At 27.6% G+C, this 20,162-nt stretch carries 16 protein-coding genes, 2 tRNA genes and 1 other annotated feature; of the genes, 2 read left to right on the forward strand and 16 right to left on the reverse strand.

Going from position 1 to position 20,162, the window contains the following annotated elements:
* Positions 1-9: 9 nt before the first annotated feature.
* From tyrS to ytpR, 3 genes are read right to left on the reverse strand one after another with little or no spacing between them, the layout of a single operon-like run.
* Complete coding sequence (gene tyrS, locus EELLY_RS01990) at positions 10-1,251, reverse strand: tyrosine--tRNA ligase (RefSeq protein ID WP_104205801.1); 1,242 nt, start codon at positions 1,249-1,251, stop codon at positions 10-12.
* Between the two features lie 11 nt (positions 1,252-1,262).
* Entirely contained in the window at positions 1,263-2,318 is a 1,056-nt protein-coding gene (locus EELLY_RS01995) for a nicotinate phosphoribosyltransferase (RefSeq protein ID WP_104205802.1), read from the reverse strand.
* The gene (gene ytpR / locus EELLY_RS02000; protein WP_104205803.1) at positions 2,305-2,904 is read right to left on the reverse strand and encodes a YtpR family tRNA-binding protein; all 600 of its coding nucleotides are present in this window, start codon (positions 2,902-2,904) and stop codon (positions 2,305-2,307) included. Before ytpR ends, EELLY_RS01995 begins: the two co-directional genes overlap by 14 nt.
* Before the next feature lie 77 nt (positions 2,905-2,981).
* Between ytpR and EELLY_RS02005 the strand changes: the two genes are divergently transcribed.
* Positions 2,982-3,818, forward strand: a complete 837-nt coding sequence (locus EELLY_RS02005; protein WP_104205804.1) for a DegV family protein — start codon at positions 2,982-2,984, stop codon at positions 3,816-3,818.
* Positions 3,818-4,666 (forward strand): DegV family protein, encoded by an 849-nt coding sequence (locus EELLY_RS02010; protein WP_104205805.1) that lies wholly within the window; start codon positions 3,818-3,820, stop codon positions 4,664-4,666. Before EELLY_RS02005 ends, EELLY_RS02010 begins: the two co-directional genes overlap by 1 nt.
* A gap of 33 nt (positions 4,667-4,699) precedes the next feature.
* On the opposite strand, the gene EELLY_RS02015 is transcribed toward EELLY_RS02010, so the two are convergent.
* The 13 genes from EELLY_RS02015 to rplJ form a co-directional block, all read right to left on the reverse strand.
* A tRNA-Trp gene (locus EELLY_RS02015) sits at positions 4,700-4,775 on the reverse strand.
* 35 nt (positions 4,776-4,810) lie between these two features.
* Positions 4,811-4,886 (reverse strand) — tRNA-Trp (locus EELLY_RS02020).
* Between the two features lie 62 nt (positions 4,887-4,948).
* Positions 4,949-5,407, reverse strand: a complete 459-nt coding sequence (locus EELLY_RS02025) for a Fur family transcriptional regulator (RefSeq protein ID WP_104205806.1) — start codon at positions 5,405-5,407, stop codon at positions 4,949-4,951.
* Positions 5,400-5,630 carry an acyl carrier protein gene (locus EELLY_RS02030; RefSeq protein WP_104205807.1) on the reverse strand — a complete coding sequence of 77 codons (231 nt, stop codon included), beginning with the start codon at positions 5,628-5,630 and terminating at the stop codon, positions 5,400-5,402. Before EELLY_RS02030 ends, EELLY_RS02025 begins: the two co-directional genes overlap by 8 nt.
* 19 nt (positions 5,631-5,649) lie before the next feature.
* Complete coding sequence (locus EELLY_RS02035; protein ID WP_104205808.1) at positions 5,650-6,006, reverse strand: hypothetical protein; 357 nt, start codon at positions 6,004-6,006, stop codon at positions 5,650-5,652.
* Positions 5,996-7,147: a hypothetical protein gene (locus EELLY_RS02040; RefSeq protein ID WP_104205809.1), complete on the reverse strand. Its 1,152-nt coding sequence runs from the start codon at positions 7,145-7,147 to the stop codon at positions 5,996-5,998. Before EELLY_RS02040 ends, EELLY_RS02035 begins: the two co-directional genes overlap by 11 nt.
* Positions 7,148-7,218: 71 nt before the next feature.
* Entirely contained in the window at positions 7,219-8,172 is a 954-nt protein-coding gene (locus tag EELLY_RS02045; protein ID WP_104205810.1) for an L-lactate dehydrogenase, read from the reverse strand.
* 65 nt (positions 8,173-8,237) lie between these two features.
* Complete coding sequence (rpoC, locus tag EELLY_RS02050) at positions 8,238-11,996, reverse strand: DNA-directed RNA polymerase subunit beta' (RefSeq protein WP_104205811.1); 3,759 nt, start codon at positions 11,994-11,996, stop codon at positions 8,238-8,240.
* Positions 11,997-12,004: 8 nt separating this feature from the next.
* Complete coding sequence (gene rpoB / locus EELLY_RS02055; protein ID WP_104205812.1) at positions 12,005-15,859, reverse strand: DNA-directed RNA polymerase subunit beta; 3,855 nt, start codon at positions 15,857-15,859, stop codon at positions 12,005-12,007.
* Positions 15,860-15,871: 12 nt separating this feature from the next.
* Entirely contained in the window at positions 15,872-17,005 is a 1,134-nt protein-coding gene (locus EELLY_RS02060; RefSeq protein ID WP_104205813.1) for a hypothetical protein, read from the reverse strand.
* Positions 17,006-18,562: 1,557 nt separating this feature from the next.
* On the reverse strand, positions 18,563-18,691 hold the full coding sequence (locus EELLY_RS04345) for a hypothetical protein (RefSeq protein ID WP_281253991.1): 129 nt from the start codon (positions 18,689-18,691) through the stop codon (positions 18,563-18,565).
* Positions 18,692-19,029: 338 nt separating this feature from the next.
* Positions 19,030-19,395 (reverse strand): 50S ribosomal protein L7/L12, encoded by a 366-nt coding sequence (gene rplL / locus EELLY_RS02075; protein WP_104205816.1) that lies wholly within the window; start codon positions 19,393-19,395, stop codon positions 19,030-19,032.
* Positions 19,396-19,460: 65 nt separating this feature from the next.
* The gene (gene rplJ, locus EELLY_RS02080; protein ID WP_104205817.1) at positions 19,461-19,961 is read right to left on the reverse strand and encodes a 50S ribosomal protein L10; all 501 of its coding nucleotides are present in this window, start codon (positions 19,959-19,961) and stop codon (positions 19,461-19,463) included.
* 29 nt (positions 19,962-19,990) lie between these two features.
* Positions 19,991-20,156: a sequence feature (ribosomal protein L10 leader region), on the reverse strand.
* Positions 20,157-20,162: the final 6 nt, after the last annotated feature.

The following is a 20,162-nucleotide window of genomic DNA, read 5'->3' on the forward strand; positions in this document are numbered from 1 at the left end:
ATATTTTTGTTATATTATTGTTAAAACAAAATAACTTTTTTTGCCTTTTTTGATTATAATTTTATTTTCGAATATAGGATTAATATCAGCTATTAAAAGATCTTCTTTAACAAGAACAACGTTATTATAGCTTATTGCTTTTGAAGCAATAAACTCTCGCAACTCTCTTTTTGATTGAACTGCTTTAACTTTAATAAGCGAATCTGCAAGAGATTCATTTTTTTTAACTTCTATCGAGTTCATTGATTTAATTGCTAATTCAATTAAGTTTTTATCCAAATCAAAAATGTTTCCTTTAAAAAAGCCTTCAGTTAATAATTTAGCTTGGTCTAATTTTTCCTGTCCATGCACAAAATTAGTCAAACTTTCAGCTAGAGCTTTTTGCACATGTCTATTTTTAGGTTCATTTTTGTGGGTTTCAATTAATTTCTTTATTTCATTTTCATTGTAAAAAGTTAAAAACTTAATAAAATTTTGTGAATCTTCATCTGTTTGATTCAATCAAAATTGGTAAAAATTATAAACACTTGTTTTATTTTCATCTAGCCAAATTGCCCCAGAGGATGTTTTCCCAAACTTAGTCCCGTCTGCTTTTAGTAATAAAGGTATTGTAACTCCAACAGCTTCGGTTTTGTCTGACCCCACTTTTGAAGATATATAATCAGTACCACTTGTTAAGTTACCTCATTGATCACTTCCACCAAGTTGAACCTTGCAATCATCATTTATATACAAATGATAAAAATCATAAGCTTGTAGCATTGTGTAAGAAAACTCAGTAAATGATAATCCTGTACTTATTCTAGTTGCAATTGATTCTTTGTTTAGTAAATAACTTATATTAAAATCTTTTCCAACTTCACGTAAAAAGTCAATCATTGAAAATTTTCCTAATCAGTCTTTGTTGTTTTTAAACTCAACACCTTTAATAATTGATTTTAATTGTTTTTCAATACTATTAAAGTTTTTCAATAATTGTTCATTTGTTTGAAGTTGTCTTTCATCAGATTTAAATGATGGGTCACCTATCATACCAGTTCCACCGCCAACTAAAGCTATTGCTTTAAAACCAAAATCTGAAAACCTTTTTAGCATTATTATCATCATTAGGTGGCCAACATGTAAAGAATCAGCTGTTGGATCAAAACCGCAATAAACTGCGGAATGATTTTTTTCAGCTTTTAATAGTCTTTCTTCATTTGTTATTTGTTTTATCAATCCTCTTCATTGCAATTCTTTTAATATACTCATGTTTATCCCCTTTATTGAAATCTAATTAACCTATTAGACTCAATGTTTTCTCTTCCAAATTTAGCTTCTTTTTTACCATTTATTAAAACAGCATCGCCTGTGAAACTAATATTTATTTTAGCTAACATTGCACCAACTCCATAAATGTCAACAGGTGTTTTGTTTTCCTCAAATTCTTTTATTTTATCCACAGTTAAACCTGATGAAACAATAATCTTGACGTGTTTGTGACCATTTTTATCAAGGGCATTTCTAACTTCTTTAATCAAATAATGATTAACACCATTTAAATTTGCATCACTTGGATAATTATTTTTATTTCTTTCAAGAAATTTATCTATTAAATTTGCAGATGTATCAATTCTAACTGCTCATAATTTTTCTTTAAAATAATTTGCTACTTTTACAGCGTCATTTACACAATCATTATTGTAATCTATTAATGATAATAAATTATTTTCAGGAAATGTATCATAAAATGCCTGAGTTGCTTTTATAATATCTCCTTCAAAAGATTGTATCAAAGCATGAGGCATTGTACCTGATGGTTTTTTCACATTTTCATCATCAATCAAACTAACAGCAGCTTCAGTTACAAACATTCTGATTCCACCAACATAAGATGCATAACCATCTGTGGCTAGTGTCTGATAAGAATCTGCTCTATCCATCATATTTAAAATTGGTTTCCCATTTGAAGCTAAAACTATGGATGCAGAATTTGTAGATATTGATGAATTTCTAGCTAAAATTCCATCAATCATTCCTTCTAATCAACCATAATCAATATATTTACCTTCAATTTTTAAAACCGGTTCTTGATTACTTATTATATCTCCATCTTTTAAGCCTCAAATTTTTAATTCTTTAAAATTTGGGCAAGCAAATTGAAGAAGCTGTAAAACTTCTTCAATTCCACAAAGAACAACATTATCTTTTCTTTGAAAAAACTGCATAGTTACATTTTGCTCAATTTTTTGTTCAGATAATATTTTTTGAGTTTTTTTAAAATAGTCTGCTATGTAAAAACCTTCTTTAATTTTTTTATCAAAACTAATTTTTTTCATCATTAACCCTTCAAAAATCAAAACCAACTTTGTTTTGATAATAACTATCTAATTCTACTATTCCATTATTATTAAAACCCTCTAATTTTAATTCTGCTGCGCTACATAGCATGCCGTTAGATTCATAACCACGTAACTTACCATTTACAATTAATTTTCCATCAGGTAATCATGATCCAGGCAAACAAACAATAACAAAAATCCCCTCTCTGGCATTAGAAGCTCCGCAAACAACATTTAAATTTAGACCTTCTCCAATATTAACCTTGCAAGCATTTAAATGTGTTTGTGGAATTGACTCACAATAATCAATTTGCCCAATAACAAATTGATTATTCAACGTTAATTTGCATTCTAAATTAATTTTTTTATTAACAAATTCAATAATTTCAGTATCTGTTGAGGTAATAAAACTTTTATTTATTTTAATTTCGACATCTAAAATATTAAAACCAACTATAACTCCATCTTTTTTTAAAATTGATAAATTTTTTGTAGTTTGTATTTGGTTATGTTTTTCATTTTTCATACAGACCATTAAGGTGTTAAATTGTTTATTATAAAACATTCCACATTTTTGAATCATTTAGCGCCGCCTTTACTTTATTTGGTATTTATATTATATAATTATATTAACAAATTTTGATTTTAGATAGGAGAAATATGAAAATAGCGATTCTTACTGATTCTTCATATGATGGAGATATAAGTAAAATAAAAGACCTTTATTTGGTGCCTCTTCTAATAGTTGAAGATGATGGCACAACGCATTTGTGTGATGAAAACTTTGATAAAGATAAATTTTATAAAATGTTAGAATCACAACATTTAAAAACTGCACAAACTACACCAGGATTAATGATGGAAATGTGAGATAAGTTGTTAAAAGAATATGATCAAGTTATTTTCTTACCAATTTCAAAAGGCCTTAGTGGGCAATTTAACACTTTTAGATTTTTTAGTGAAAGTGAAGAAAATTACAAAGATAAAGTATTTGTTTGTGATACAAACGCTGTAAGTATAGCTATGCAAGAAATTGTTGAAAATGTTGCTTTTTGAATAGCACAAAAGAAAACTGGTTTTGAAATAGTCGAATTGGTTAAAAAAAGAAGCGAACAGCTAATTGGATTTATTATCCCAAGAAATTTAAACACATTAAAAAGAGGCGGTCGTATTTCACCAGCTGCTGCTAGTTTAGCTAAGATGTTGAAAATTGTTCCAATATTGAGATATAACGGAATTATTGATAAAGAAAAAGTTGCAAGGACACGCAAAAAAGCAATAAATGAAGCTTTAGATTTAATAAAAAACGAAATTAAAAATATTAAGCTTATTAACATATCTTATTCAAGAATGAGCATAGAAGAATTAGAAGATTTAAAATATTTGATTAGCACAAAAGGTTTTGAAATTAATATTTCATCAGAGTTATCTCCTGTAATTGCAGCGCATACAGGAGAAGGAACAATTGCGCTATTAGCATATAAAGGAGAAATATAATGAAAATTGGAATTTTAATTGATAGTTCGTCAGTTTATGACCCTAAAATTTTTGAAGGAACTTGTGTTGAAGTCCTTCCTCTACATATAAATTTGGCAAATGATAAAGATTTTTTAGATAACATTGAAAATTTTAAAAAATATGAAGTTTTAAAGTTATTAAATGATGATGGTGAAGCCAAAACAAGTCAAGCTAGTCCTGGTGAAGTTGAAAAGAAATATGATGAAATGTTAAAAAAATATGATCATATAATACATATACCTCTAGCTAACAATCTTTCAAGTATGTTTCAAACATCTCTTATGGTAGCAAATGATGAAAAATTTGAAGGAAAAGTGACAATTTATTTTAATGAAAAAATGGCTGCTCAAGTTGTCGAAAGAGCAGTTTTAAGATTAAGTGAAAAGCTGAAAAGTTCTAAAATAAAAAATCTTAAAGAAGTTAAGGCTTTTCTTGATGACTGATATGAAAATTGTATGACAATTTTCATTCCAGGAGACTTGAAAAGAATGGCTAATAGTGGTAGAGCAAAATCAATGTTAGTGTCTGTATTATCTTTTTTAAAAGTAAAAGTTGTTATGCGATGAAATAGCAAACCTACAAAAGAAGGTGTTTTTAGAACATATAGCTCTGTAGCTGAAAAAATTTCAGAAATATATCTTAAAGAGTTTGGATCTAATTTTAAAATTGTATTTGCAAGAAGCGAATTAGCTAAAAACAAAACTATAGATTTAATTAGAAATGAATTTAATAATAGAAAAATTAAATTTGAAGAAGAATTAATGCCTAACATTTTTTTAGTTCACGGTGGTGTTGAAAGTTTAGCTTTTTTAGTTTTTAGAAAATAAAAAATCGTTCTTGGAACGATTTTTTTTACTTAATGGCAGAGGCAGCAAGACTCGAACTCGCGACACTTGGTTTTGGAGACCAATGTTCTACCAACTGAACTATGCCCCTAATAAAAAAACACCGATTTGGTGCTTGCTTGTGAATGGCAGGGGCAGCAAGACTCGAACTCGCGACACTTGGTGTTGAAGACCAATGTTCTGCCAACTGAACTATGCCCCTAATAAAAAACTCACTTATTTAATTATATTTTAAAAAGATACTTTTTTCAATTACAAATTAACTTAATTACTATTTAAACGGCAATTTTTGCAAGTTACATGAATTTCAATTTTGACATGTTCAATTTTTGTATTTTTATTATCTACTAATGGCTCAAAGTTTTTAATATCTCAAAGTTTTTCTATTTCTTCTGAAACATGATCAACACTATAACAACTATCACACTTTATATGTATAGATTTTAAAGAGGGCAACTCATAACCTATATTTTTTCCATCAAAAGTATTAGAAAAAATTATATGTTTCTTTAAAAATAGGTCCATTGTATTGTAAACACTCATAGCATTAATAGATTTATTATTTTTTTGAAGCTCTTCAATAATTTCTTGTGTACTTAAATGATTATTTTTTAATAAAACTTTAATGATTTTAATACGTATATCTGTAAGTTTTATTTTGTTTTGTTTTAATTCATTTATCACTGCTTCATATCTAAAATCTTCTTTTATAAATTTAGGCATTTTTTAAAAGTTTTTCTATTTCTATTTCTAAATCACCAATTGTTTTTATCGATAACAAAATATCATCAGAAACATAAACATTAAGTTTTTCTTCTAAAACTGTTATCATATCCATTAAGTCAAGAGAATCAAGGCCCATAGCTAAAAATTTTGTATTTTTTGTTAAAGCTACTTTAACACCTCTTTTTTTAATTTCTTTTAATATTTCATTGTTTATATTCATAATTTCACCTTTTACTTTATTATATAACAAACTTTTTTTGTAAGTTATAAAATCAGGAGTACTGTTTATTTTTATGCACTAATTTAACAACTACTTGTGTTTTATTTCATTCAAATGTAATTTTGTTGATTGATGCTTGTGATTGAAGTTTTCTTAAAAACAATAATTCAAAATTTTGAATGTCAATCTCAGCTTTTTTATTAATGAATGATGTCCACTCGTTTTGTGAAAACATTACTTTATTTATTAAAAAATCTTTTTCATTTTTAGATTCTAAATTTAAGTTTAAATTTTTAAAACCTAAATAAAGACTAGCAACTGATGTACTTACTAATAAAAATGACAAAATTAATGATAAAAACTTTTTATACCTCATATTTTTTAAGTTCCTCTTTTAATTCTTTATTATTTAAAAAATTTATATTGTTTCAGAAAATTTTGTCAAGCTGAAGTTTTTTAAAACTGGTCTTTTTAAAATCAAATTCAAATTTTTGATTTCATTCATAGTATTTGGAAAAAGTATTTAAAGGAATTTCAAATTCAATTTTTTTACCCAATAAATCAATTTTAAAAATTAAAGTTTGTTCTTTACTTCAACTAAATGGATTAAAAACTATAGTTTCATATTTAGAGCTTTTTTTCAGTTCTATTAATTTTGTACTTTCATCTAAAACTCATTTATTTTTACTTTTTAAATAAAAATTTCCATCATTGTTTTTTTCAAATTCAAAATCTAAACTACCTTGGTAATTTTTTTTAAAATCATTTTTGTCAGAAAACAATATTTCGCCTACTTTGAATAAAGGGGAAATTGTATTATTTTTGACTTGCGAAACTATTTCAGAGACTCTTGAATTGTTTAAAATTCTTTTAGGTATATTGTCAAAAAATTCATTATTTATTTCTAATAGATGTTCATAAGATTTATTGACGGTTAATGGCTGTAAAATAATTTTTGAAAAGCTTTTTAAAATATTAACTGATTTAAAAAATTGATTTTTTTCGTTTCAGTTTGGCAAATACATTACAATATTTTGCTCAAGTTCTGATCCACCATTTGAACTTAAATCTATTGTTATTTGCCCTTTACCTTTAAAATCAAAACTATTTTCTTTGTAAGAATTACCAAAATTAATGTAAATAAGGTTATTATTTACCATTTCTACAGGAATATTATACTCTATTTCTTTAAAATTGTTTTCTGCGTTATTATCTATTGTTATTTGCTTTGAATATTTAGTGTTTGACTTAATTTCTTTTAAAGTTTTAGACTCATATAATTTAAAATCTAAATTATCAAAACTTTTAATGTTTTTTAGGTCTGACTTTTTAACAAAGTTTGGATTATAATTTAAATTTATGAACATTTTATAATACCCCTTATTATTTACAAGAAAAGGCCTATTAATAAATATTATTTCTGGTGATAATATAGATTGATTTGATATTGTTATAAAATTATTCACAATAATGTTTGAATTTTCTATTTCTTGATTGTTTATTTGATAAGTTTGCATAGATTTCCCCTCTATAACTTATTAAGCAAAAAACAAAAAAACAAATCAAATTGATTTGTTTATTAGTTAAATTATTTAATTGCTTCTTTTGCAATAATGTAAACTTCTTGAAGTTTATTACATGATTCATTAAATTTTGCAATTTCAGATTCTTCAAGTTTTCATTCAATAATTCTTTCTCATCCATTACTTGATAATACAGCAGGTACTCCTGTATAAAAACCAGATTGCCCATATTCACCCTCAAGTTTGGCACTGATCATATAAGTTGTTTTTTCATCTCTTAAGATGGCTGAAGATAATTGAGTTAATGAAACACCAATTCCATAAAATGTTGCTCCTTTTCTTTCAATTATTTCATATGCCATATGAGCAGCTTGATATCATGCATCTTCAAGTTCTTTTTCAGAAATTTTATTTTCACCTTTAATTTGAGAAATTGATTTACCCATAACATTTGATGCAGAGTATGCAGCAAGTGACGAATCACCATGTTCTCCCATAATAAACGCGTTAACTGAAGCTGGTGCTAATCCTAATTTACTTGCAATCAATCTTTTTAATCTTGCTGAGTCTAAGTTAGTTCCTGATCCTAAAACTTTATGTTTATCAAATCCAGTTACTTCTTGATAAACTGAAGTTAAAACATCACAAGGGTTTGAGGCTATTAAAGTAACACCAGTAAATCCAGAACCTTTTATAGCTTGTGCTATACCCTTCATAATTCTTGCATTATCTGCAATTAATTCTAAACGAGTTTCACCAGGTCTTTGAGGTCTACCAGCAGTAATGACAACAAGATCTGCATCTTGACAATCTGAATATTCTCCTGCTTTAATTTTTGATGTTTGGTTTAACATTGGAATGGCATCTTGAATATCTATCGCATTACCTTCTGCTGCTTTGGTGTTTACATCAATTAGCACGTATTCTTCAGCAATTCCTTGATTAACTGCTGAGTAAATGAATGACATACCAACTGCACCTGTTCCCACTAATACTATTTTATTTGAAGTTTTTTTCATTTTTTCTCTCCTTAATATAGATTATAAACTTTCATAAAAATAATGACGTTAAAACTCATTATTTTTTAATATTCATTATTGTGGTACTCTTCAGCAATTCTCATCACCTCTTCAATACCTGTTAGTCCTGTACCAGCAGGTATTAGGTTTCCTAACATAATATTTTCTTTTAGTCCTTCTAGTTTATCTTCTCTTCCTTTGATAATAGCATCAGTTAAAACACGAGCTGTATCTTGGAAAGATGCTGAAGATAATCATGATTCAGATTTTAGTGGCGCTTTTTTAATTCCTAGAATTTGTGGAACAACAATTGGAAGATCATGTCCTTTTCTAATACATTCAGCAGCAATTTCTTTAAATTTCTGTTTAGTGATTATTTCTCCTTGAAGTAAATTAGAATCACCCGATGAAACAACTTTAACTTTGTTTAACATCTGTTTAATAATAATTTCAATGTACTTATCAGAAATTTCAATACCTTGAAGTCTATAAACTTTTTGAACTTCTTTTAATATGTAGTTTTCAACTGCAGTTGGTGAGGCTACTTCTAAAAGTTCATGTAATTTAATAGAACCTTCTGTTAATTTCTTACCAGGTGTAACTGAATCACCCTCTTTTACTCTTAATACAGCATTGTATAAAGTTGTCTCCACAGCTTGTTTTCCATTTTTGTATTTTAAGTGAATTTTATAAATATTGTTATTGTTTTCAATTTTAACAACTTTACCTTCGCTTTTAGCAATAATAGCTACAGTTCCTTTTTGAGTTGTTACGTCAAGTAATTCTTTAATACGTGGTAATCCCTGTGTAATATCAGCATCACCAGCTACCCCACCCGAGTGGAAGTTACGCATAGTAAGCTGTGTTCCAGGTTCACCAATTGATTGAGCAGCAATAACTCCGACTGGTTCACCAATTTTTACTAATTCAGCTGTAGCTAAATTTTTACCATAACATTTTTGACAAACACCTTTTTTATTATCACAAGTTAACACTGATCTAATAATTACCTTTTCAATTTTTGCTTCAATTATTTTATCTGCAATTGATGAAGTTATCAAAGTATCTTTTTCAACAATTACATTACCCTTAGCATCTTTTAGGGTGCTAAATGTAAATCTACCATTAATTCTATCCTTTAATGTAACAATAACTGCATTATGTTTTGTATCAACAATAGCTTTTACATCAAAACCATGACTTGATTTACAGTCTTCATTAACCACAACAATTTCTTGCGAAACATCAACTAAACGTCTTGTTAAATATCCTGAATCGGCAGTTTTAAGTGCTAAATCAGCCATACCTTTTCTAGCACCATGAGTTGAAATAAAGAATTCAGAAACAGTTAATCCTTCACGGAATGATGATTTAATTGGGATTTCTTTAGTGTCCCCTTTAGTATCACTCATAAGTCCACGCATACCAACAAGTTGGGTAAAGTTAGAAAGAGTTCCACGAGCTCCAGAATCTGACATTACAAAAACTGGATTTTTAACATCCTTTTTCAATTCAACATCAAGTTTAATTTGAATTTCATCTTTAACATCAGATCACACTTTAATAACCCTTTGTTTTTTTTCTGATTGGGTTAATAAACCTTGTTTGAAGTAATTATTAATTTGACTAATTTTTTTATCAGCTTCTTTAAATTCTTCATATTTATTTGTAAACACAACAATGTCTCCAGCTGAAATAGTTGTCCCTGATTTAGTTGAATATTTAAATCCTAAGTCTTTCATTTTATCTAGCATTTCAGCTGTCTTTCTTGAACCATATGTATTAAAATATTTTTCAATAATTAATGAAAGTCCTTTTTTGTTAATTGGTGGAATAATTTCATGCTTAGCAATAACTTTAGTAATTTCTTTTGAAAAATCAAATATGTATTTATTTACAACTTCTTTTGCGTTATTAATTTCTGATGAATTAATTCATGGAAAATCATCTGCAAAAATTTGATTAAACAATATTTTACCCATTGTAGTTAATAAGTATGAATTTTTTCTTTGTTCATCAGTAAATTTAGTTGCAGGCAATCCATCAACAGCAATACCAATAATAGCATTGACTTGAACAGCTCCATTTTCATAAGATCTAATTGCTTCTTGAACATCTGCAAAGATAGTTCCTTCTCCAACTGATCCTTTTTCTTCAAAAGTCGCATAATAATTCCCTAAGATAATATCTTGCCCTGGGGTAACAATTGCTTTACCATCTTTAGGACCTAAAATAGCATTTGAACCAAGCATTAAAGCTCTAGCTTCTGCAATAGCTTCTTTTGTAATTGGAACGTGAACAGCCATTTGATCTCCATCAAAGTCAGCGTTAAAAGCTGTAGTTACTAATGGGTGTAATCTGATTGCTTTACCCTTAACTAATTTAGGTTCAAAAGCTTGAATACCTAATCTATGTAATGTAGGAGCACGGTTTAAAAGAATAGGTCTTTCTTTTATCACATGTTCTAAAGCTTTTCAAATTTCAGGTTCGTTTGATGAAATCATTCTTTCAGCAAATTTTACATTATCAGCATATTCATGTTCTTGTAATCATTGAATAACAAAAGGTTTAAATAATGTTAATGCCATTTCACGAGGAAGCCCAGCTTGATACATTTTTAAATCAGGGCCAATAGCAATAACTGATCTACCTGAGTAATCAACACGTTTCCCCAAAAGATTTTGACGGAAACGTCCTTGTTTTCCTTTTAAAACACTTGTTAAAGATTTTAAAGGTCTTTTATCTTTACCTTGTATTGGTCTTGGTTTACGTTCGTTATCTAACAATGCATCAACAGCTTCTTGCAACATACGTTTTTCATTATTAACAATAATTGAAGGAGCTTGCATCTCTTTAACTTTCATTAAACGTTCATTTCTAATGATGATACGACGATATAAGTCGTTAATTTCACTAGTTGTAAATCTTCCACCATCCAATTGAATGATAGGTCTAATGTCAGGTGGTATAACAGGTAAAACACGTAATATCATTCACTCTGCTTTTTGATTTGATCTTTTTAATGATTCTAAAATATCTAATCTTTTTAATAATTTAGCATTGTCTGCATTTTGAATTCCTTTATCAAGAACTAATTTAATTTCTTTAATTTCTTTTTCTAAATCAATTTGTTTTAATAATTCTTCAATTGCAGCAGCACCTATTCCAAATTTAGCATTTGTATACTTAGAAATTAAAGTTGTAGCTTCATCAATTGAGAATGGAATAGAAGTATTGTTTAATTCTTCTAATAACCTTTCTGCTTTTAAATGGTCTCTGTGTTCTACATCATTGATTATTTTAATGATATCTTCAATTGCGGGTCTTAATTTGTTTCGAGTTTTTTGTGATTTTGCTACACCTAAATCAAGAACTTCTTTTGAAACAAAGTGTTTTGAGTCACCAGCATCTAAAACTATGTGAGAAACAAAGTAAACAACTTCTTCTAGCTCTCTTGATTTTAAATTAAGCAAAGATGCAATTCTTGATGGTGAAACTTTTACCATTCAAATATGTGTAACAGGCTCAGCTAATTCAATATGCCCCATTCTTTCACGACGAACAATTGATTCAGTTAACTCGACTTCACATTTTTCACATTTCTTACCCTTATTCATTGGGTTAGCTTTTTTAAATTTTCCACAAAAACATTCATAGTTTTTTGTTGGTCCAAAAATTTTCTCATCAAACAAACCGTCTTTTTCAGCTTTTAAAGTTTTGTAATTAATAGTTTCTGGTTTTGTTACTTCACCATGTGATCATGAGCGAATAGTGTCAGGACTAGCTAAGTTAATTTTAATTATTTTTTTATTCTTGTTTTGCATTTTTCCTTCTACTCCTCTTCAAATGAAGCTTTTATTTCTGATTCTTCAACATCTGCAAAGTTGTCCAAACTGTCAACTTCAACTAAGTTAGTATTTTCTTCAAATGTAACTTTGTGATTTGATGTGTATTTAAAATCTTCTTCACTCATTGTGTCTGAATCAACTTCATCATACGCAATTATTTGTTGCTTATTACCTTTTTCATCTAACAAGTAAATGTCAAAACCTAACCCCATAATTTCTTTTGAAAGAACATTAAATGACTCAGGAGTTCCTGGTGTAGGCATTGGTTTTGATCTAACAATAGCTTCATAAGTTTTTGTACGACCTTTTAAATCATCTGATTTAATAGTTAACATTTCTCTTAAAGTATGAGCTGCTCCATAAGCTTCAAGTGCTCAAACTTCCATTTCTCCAAAACGTTGTCCACCATTTTGAGCTTTACCTCCAAGTGGTTGTTGTGTAATTAATGAATATGGTCCAACATTTCTTGCATGTAATTTATCATCAACCATATGTGAAAGTTTTAACATATACATAACCCCAACTGAAATTGGCTTATCAATAGCTTCTCCAGTTTGACCATCAATTAATGTAACTTTACCATAGTTTTCCATTCCAGCTTCAGCCATGATTTCATCTAAATCTTGACTATTTACACCTTCAAATACTGGCGTTGCAATTTTAACACCTAATTTTTTAGCTGCCATTCCTAAATGTATTTCTAATATTTGACCAAAGTTCATACGCGATGGTAATCCTTGCGGGTTTAATAAAATATCAACTGGTGTCCCATCTTCTAAGTGAGGCATATCTTCAACTGGTAGAATTTTTGAAATAATACCTTTGTTTCCATGACGCCCTGACATTTTGTCACCTTCTTGGATTTTACGTTTTTGAACTATATAAATTTTTATTACTTCTAGCACATCAGCTGACAACTCTATTCCATCAGGATTTGATACTGATTTTGCTTTAAATCTTTTAATTGATTGAACAATACCTTCACCACCATTTGGAACTCTTAATGAGTTATCTTTCACAGATCTTGATTTTTCGCCAAATATTGCGTGTAACAATTTATCTTCTGGAGATAATTGAGTTTGTCCTTTTGGAGTAACTTTACCAATTAAAATATCTCCAGTTTTAACTTCAGTACCAATCGCTACAATACCTTCACTATCTAAGTATTTTTTAGCATTTTCACTTACTTGGGGAATTTCAGAAGTAATTTCTTCAAGACCTTGTTTAGTGTTTCTAACTTCTAAAACATACTCATCAATATGCACTGATGTAAATTTATCTTCTTGGATAATTCTTTCAGACATAACAATAGCATCTTCAAAGTTATAACCATTATATGTTGTAAATGCAACAACAACGTTTTGACCAATAGCTAATTCACCTTGATCAATAGAAGGACCATCAGCAATAATTTCACCGGCTTTAACTTTATCACCAACTTTAACAATTGGTTTTTGAACAATTGAACTCCCATTATTAGAGCGATCAAAATTTGCTAATGAATAAGTTTTGAAACCATCTTTTGATTCAACATTAATTTGGGTTGAATCAACATACTTAACTACTCCAGATTGAGCAGCCACAACAGCTACTCCTGAATCACGAGCAGCTTCAAATTCAATACCAGTTCCAACTATTGGAGCTTCTGGAGCAATTGTTGGCACTGCTTGACGTTGCATATTAGCACCCATAAGAGCACGGTTAGCATCATCATTTTCTAAAAATGGAATAGCTGATGTTGCTACTGAAACAATTTGTTTTGGCGAAACGTCAATATATTGCACTTCTTCAATATTTGCAATATAGTCATCACCTTTATAACGTGAAACAACAGTTTTATCAAAAATTTTATTGCTTTCATCTTTATTAACATTTGATTGAGAAATAACAAAGTCTTTTTCTTGATCAGCTGTTAAATAATCATATTCTTCTTGAATAACTCCATTTTGAACTCTTAAATAAGGAGTGGTTATAAAACCTAAATCATCAACAACAGCGTATGTTGACAAGTTATTAATTAATCCAATATTAGGTCCTTCAGGTGTTTCAATAGGGCAAATTCTTCCGTAGTGAGAAGGGTGAACGTCACGCACTTCTAAACTAGCGCGGTCTCTAGATAAACCACCCGGCCCTAAAGCAGTAAGTCTTCTTTTATTTGTAAGTTCAGCCAGTGGGTTTATTTGATCCATAAATTGCGACAATTGAGAAAGATTAAAAAATTCTCCAATAACAGCTGTTAAAGGTTTAGCATTAATAATTGTTGAAACTTTTACTTTGTATAAATCACTTGTTGAAAGTTTTTCTTTAACATTTTTATCAATACGAGTTAGACCCATTCTAAATTGATTTTGTAATAACTCGCCAACAGTTCTAACCCTACGGTTTGCTAAGTTATCAATATCATCATATTCACCAATTCCATGTTCTAAACCTAAAATGTAAGAAATAGTTGAAATAATATCTGGAACTGTAATGTGTTCTTCTTTTGCATCTGAAGTTATACCAACTAAAGAAACAGTTTCTGCTTTATTATTATCTAAATAAACTTTTACAATTTGTAATTCATTTGAACCATTAATTTCTGGACTGTAATCAATTTTTAAAACCATTACACCTTTTTGACTTAAAATTTCTGAAATTTCTTTAAAGTTTGCTTTAGTTACTTCAGTATCTTTTGCCACTAAAACATTGCCTTTTGAATCAACAATATCTTCAGCAATTATTCTATTTAATAAACGGTTTTTGATTGATAATTTTTGTTGTAATTTAAATCTGCCTGCTTTTGTTAAATCATATTTTCTACGATCGAATAATAATCCATTGATATATTTAGACGCACCATCAGCAGTAGCTGTTTCACCTTGTCTAATTTTTTTATAAATTTCTTGAACATGCTGTGATCAATCAACTGATGCATCACCTGTATCATTATCATGTTTTAATGTTTCAATAATTGAAGGATTTTTATCAAAAATTTGTAAAATAGTTTCTTTAGTTAAACCAAGTATTTTCAATAAAGATGTCGCAGTAGTTTTTCTTGATTTATCAATTTTAACAAATAAGGAATTTATTGATTCAGCTGATTTCTTTTTATCAGTTTCAAATTCTAATCAAGTTCCACGACTTGGAATAATATCCCCATTATAAATTGCTTCCCCTGTTTTTGAATCAATTTCATTTTTAAAATATGCACCAGGTGATCTAACTAATTGAGAAACAATAACTTTTTGTGAACCATTAATAATAAAAGTTCCAGATTCAGTCATTAAAGGAAAATCTCCAAAAAAAACTTGTCCCCATTTCATAAACATCACTTCAGCATTAATTACATTTTCTAATTCTTCAAGAACTTTAATTTGAACAATATCTGGTTTTTCAACGGCTTTTAATTTAACTTCAAAAAATAAAAGCCCATTTCCTTCTTTTAAAAATTTAACATTTTTAGATTCTGTTTTTTCAATTAATCATTTTGTTAAAACTGTTTTAACATCTTTTTCAACAATTTCTTCAAACTCTCTTGAGATTTCTTCAACTTTAGTAAATTTTAAATGTAAGTCTACATAAATTGGTGCTTCATAAATTTTTGATTGTTCTTTTGCTTTTTGTGGCAATATTTTAGCTTCTTTAATATGTCATCCTTCTAAATGTAATTCAGACAGACCATCAGATGATGTCATTTCAAAAAATTCATCAAGTACTTCTTTAATTCCTTCTTCTATAAATCACTTAAATCTTTTTGTTTGAATTTCAATCAAATTTGGTAATGCTACATTTCCACTAACTTTTGAATAATCTCTACGTTCAACACCACGATTTATTTTTTTAATTTTGTATGTCATTTGTGCCTTTCTTTATCTAATAATTTCTTTGAATTTTGATAGTTCTTCAACTATTAATTCAAAATGTGTTTTATTTTTGTCAGATTTAATTAATTTTAGATTAATCAAATTTTCAATATTTTTTTCAATTTCAATATTTTTTGAAATTAAGTTATTTTTAAATAAATGTGCTTTTATAATTGCTTCTTTTGAAACTGATTGTTCTTCATTGCCAATTATTTTTAATAGTATAAACTTTGCTTCAACGTCTCACTTATTCAAAACTTTATTTTCTTCATTTCACTGTTCAAATAATTCGTTAAGATAATTTGTTTTAAAACCGTGTTTAATAATTTGTTTAGATTTCAATAATACTTCATCAAAATTTAACTTATCTTTTAAAGAATTATTGATAATTTTAACTATAAAATCTCAGTTATTAAATATTGTAAACAAATCTAAATTTCTTAAACTAGATATATTATTTTGTCTTACATACCAATTGGTTAGTATAAAACTAAGTATTATATTAAACTTTTGATGTGGCTCAACAATTAATAAACTATAAAAAATAATTATTAATTTAGTTATACCATCAAAACTATCTTCTGGTTTTTGCAACATATACTTAAATATTGTTTGCATTTCTAATTCAATATCTTTAGGATCAATATCGATTGTTAATCCTAAAGTATTTTTGCCACTTCTATAGTAATTTATTTTTCTATCTAAATTCAATTCTCTATTTCTGAATAATAAATGAATAATAAGTTCATAATTTTCTTCATTAATTTTAAAATCTATTTTATTTATTAAGCGATTAATTTCAATAACATTTAAAATTAATTTTTCTAATTTTGTTTTAGTTTTCATGCCGTTATTTATTGAAAAAATAGTTTTTATAACTTCAGAATAGCTTAAGTCTTGAATTTCATTTTCAGCATATAATAATGCAATAATGTTTCTTGCAAAAATATCATTGTAAGTTAAATCAAATTTTTTAATTTCATAAGCTTTCATAAAATTAGTTAGGTAAATATCTTGTTGTATTGATTTTTTAGGATCAAAATTTATTTTGCAATTAAGTGATTGAAACAATACAGATTGAATATTTTCTTTATCCATTTTGTTAATAAAACGTTTGTCTAAAAAATAGTCTATTTGCATTTGTTCCTCCCAATTTATATTAATTACAAAATTGAGATTAGCAGAAGCTCTTAACGTCTAAACTAAACCCGATTAAATTATTATAAACTATTATCAATAAAAAAGCAAACTTTTGAGCAGGTTTTAGTTTTGGTACAAAAGATAAAATAGAATAAAAACTCACTTTAAATTTGGGGTTTTAAACTTTGAATCTGCATATGTTAATTTTATTTTATCAAATCTTTAAAAAATTGCACAACAAAAACTAGGAAATATTTAATTTCTTACTAAAAAATATTTTTGAATTTTTTATTACTGTGTATTTAATTTTTATTAGAATTATAAGGTCAATTTTTGGTTTTAGCGCTATTTGAACCTATTGCCCCTGTCTTGACGGCTGTATTATGAGTTATAACTTTCTTATATTTAAAATATCATTGAATGTGTTTATTGTTATACACGTTGTTGTCAAATTCAGTATTCTTTTCATGTTCTCATATATCGAATACTTTAAAGCAATTTATTTTGCCAGCTTTAAGAACCATTAAATTTTTAAATGTTTTAAAGCTATAACTTTTACGATTACTAATCGACTTAACGAAATGATGTATGTTACTTTCTGTGTAACACCCATTATAGTAATCTGCTTGGTAACTTAAAATACCTTCTAAATTTTTATTAAACAACTTGTTAGTTCTCTTATTAAAGTACTTATTAAAATGTCAAATAAAGAAAATAAGCTACAAAATGATTTTTTAATAAAAATTAGAAAATGAAAAAATAGGTTAGTTACCTAACACACTATATTTATATAAATTCTCTAAATTATTTATTCGCAGCAACGTTTTCAAACTTATTAATTATCATGTAATATCATTATTATCGCTAAGAACTACACCATCAGGCACAGGTTCATTATTTACGGTATCTATTGATTTCTGGATACCACCATAAACAAGTTGATCCATTTTAGCCATACTGTTTTTTACAATTTCTTCATTAGCTTCAAAACTTTGTTTTAAAGTAAATATTTTTTGAATTTGTTCTTTAGCTTTATAGAAATTTTAATTAATCCATTTTGTATTGAAGTAAGTAACTTTCTTGTAAAAATAAAACATTCATTTAATAATGCAACTATCTTATTAAAACCTATACAGACTTTATTTGCCAATTCCCAGCTGTTTTTATCTTTAGTAAATAAATAGCTTCAAGTTAAGAATGCTTTGCCATTAGATGCTTTTTTAGGAATTCAAACTCAAACATAAGATTTTGACTGATCTTTGTCAGTAACCATTGTTTTAGGAACATTAAAAGCTAATTAATTTTCTTTATCTTTAGAACGCACAAAAAATCTAATTGACCCTTCAGTGCAATTATCGTTATCTATTAAAGTTCTTGAAATTTTAACATTTCAACTGTTTATACTTTTTTTAGTCATCTTCTTCACCACCAAACATTTCTTCTTCACAATAGTTAAAACAAAGTGATTTACCACATCCATTGAAACAATCACAAGGAGGCCCTGCATGAACAAGTTTATTATCGTCAAAGTTTGTGCATTATCATTTTTTAGCCATATTACTTTATTTCCTTTTTTTCTCTGTTCATTAATCTAAGTTCGACTTTAGCCAATATTATTAAATTTTGAACTTGTTTAGCTTCTTCATTTTCATTTATATTAATAATTTTAATTTTTTCTTCATTCATTGAAACTAAATGTAACTTAATTAAAGTTTTATTTAATAAATATATAAATTTCTAACCCAACTATAGAAAATAGTTCTTGTCCAGTTATTTTTTGATAATGCCCTAACATAGTTAAATTCTCCTTTTTAACTTAAATAAGCACACAAAGTAAAGTTCAGTGGTTTTCTAGTTCTTTTTTGTATGCTGATTTAAATTAAAAAAAAATCTCCATTGAGATTCTTTTAACTTTTGCACTAACTATTCAACTCGCCACAAACTTTTTTCACTTATTATTAAGTTAAAAACAAAAAAACAACTTGCGTTATTTAATTTTATTTTGTAGGTTTTTTAGTTGCTTTTTATTTAAAATCAACTGATGCACCAACTTCAACTAATTGAGCTTTCATAGCTTCTGCATCTTCAATTTTAACATTTTCTATAATAACTGCTGGTAAAGTTGAATCAACTAACTTTTTAGCATCCATTAATACTAATCCAGTAATTTCTTTAACAACTTTAATAACTGCAACTTTTTGTGTTCCAACGCTTGTTAATAAAACTGAAACTTCTGATGGTGCTGAGTCTGCAACTGGTCCAGCTGCTACTGCAATACCAGCTGAAGCTACAACACCAAAGTGTTCTTCAATAGCTTTAACTAATTCATTAAACTCTGTTAATTTCATTTCTTCTAATGCTGATATAATATCTTCTTTTTTAATTGCCATTTTTTTGGTCTCCTTATTTATTTTTATATTTTATTTATTGGCTATTAATACAATTTGATTTTGTATTATTCTAATTTTGTATTTGCTACAGCATTTACTACACCTATAAATTGACGTAATGGGTAAATAAGACTTGAAGCAAACATTGAGTAAAGATCTTCTTTTGATGGTAAAGCACCTATTTCAATAACACCTTTAGTGTCAAGTGCTTTGCCTTCATAGATACCTGCTTTTAAAACTAAGTTTTCATTTCTCTTAGCAAAGTTTGATACTAATTTAGCAGCGCCAATAGCTTCGTCATTTGAAAATATGAAGACGTTTTGTTGAGTTAAATATACATCTAATTCACTTAGTTCTAATTCTTTTGCAGCTCTTCTAAATAATGAGTCTTTATAAATTTTAACCTCAATATTTTGTTTAAGAGCTTCTCTTCTAAGTTGAGACATTTGTTCAACTGTTAAATGTTTATATTCTGCAATTGCTACACCTTGAGCGTTTTTAATTTTAGAAACGATCTCTGCAACAATTTCAGATTTTTTAGTATGAGCTGGTCTAGTTGTTGTCATGAAAAACCTCCTTCTTTTTTATGTTCTATTTTACTAAAACAAAACCCTTGGTTACTTAAGAGAACCAAGGGTAACGTTTTAAACATAATATATGTTTATTTTATATTTATTATTTTAAATAAATAGTTACGTAATCCTCGGTAACAAATTAAGGGGAAACCCAGTTACTGTCTATGGTATTAATAGCTATTAGTAATTTTA

Origin of the sequence: Entomoplasma ellychniae (assembly GCF_002930155.1) — a bacterium.
GTDB classification, from domain to species: domain Bacteria; phylum Bacillota_I; class Bacilli_A; order Mycoplasmatales; family Mycoplasmataceae; genus Entomoplasma; species Entomoplasma ellychniae.